Genomic DNA, 273 nt, shown 5'->3' on the forward strand with positions numbered 1-273 from the left:
TATGATCCAAGAAGTAAATGTTACGAGAGATTTTAAATCAAAAGCACCTATAGGTACGTTTGAATGCTCTTGTGGCTTTATATACGCTAGAAAAGGTCCTGATAGATTATCTGAAGATAAATATCATATTGGACGTATAAAAGCGTTTGGAGACGTCTGGAAGTCCAAATTACACGAATTGGCAGCTGAAGGTACTTACAGTACAAGGGCATTAGCAAAAATGCTTGACGTAGATTCGAAAACGGTTAAAAAATATCTTTCTTCAGAGATGAG

At 35.9% G+C, this 273-nt stretch carries 1 protein-coding gene; it reads left to right on the forward strand.

Annotated features, from left to right (window positions below; translation table 11 throughout):
- On the forward strand, positions 1-273 hold a 273-nt coding region (locus RYX56_RS22360), incomplete at both ends, for a TnsD family Tn7-like transposition protein (RefSeq protein ID WP_317124123.1).

This window comes from Alkalihalophilus lindianensis (genome assembly GCF_032843265.1).
GTDB lineage: Bacteria > Bacillota > Bacilli > Bacillales > Bacillaceae_D > Alkalihalophilus > Alkalihalophilus lindianensis.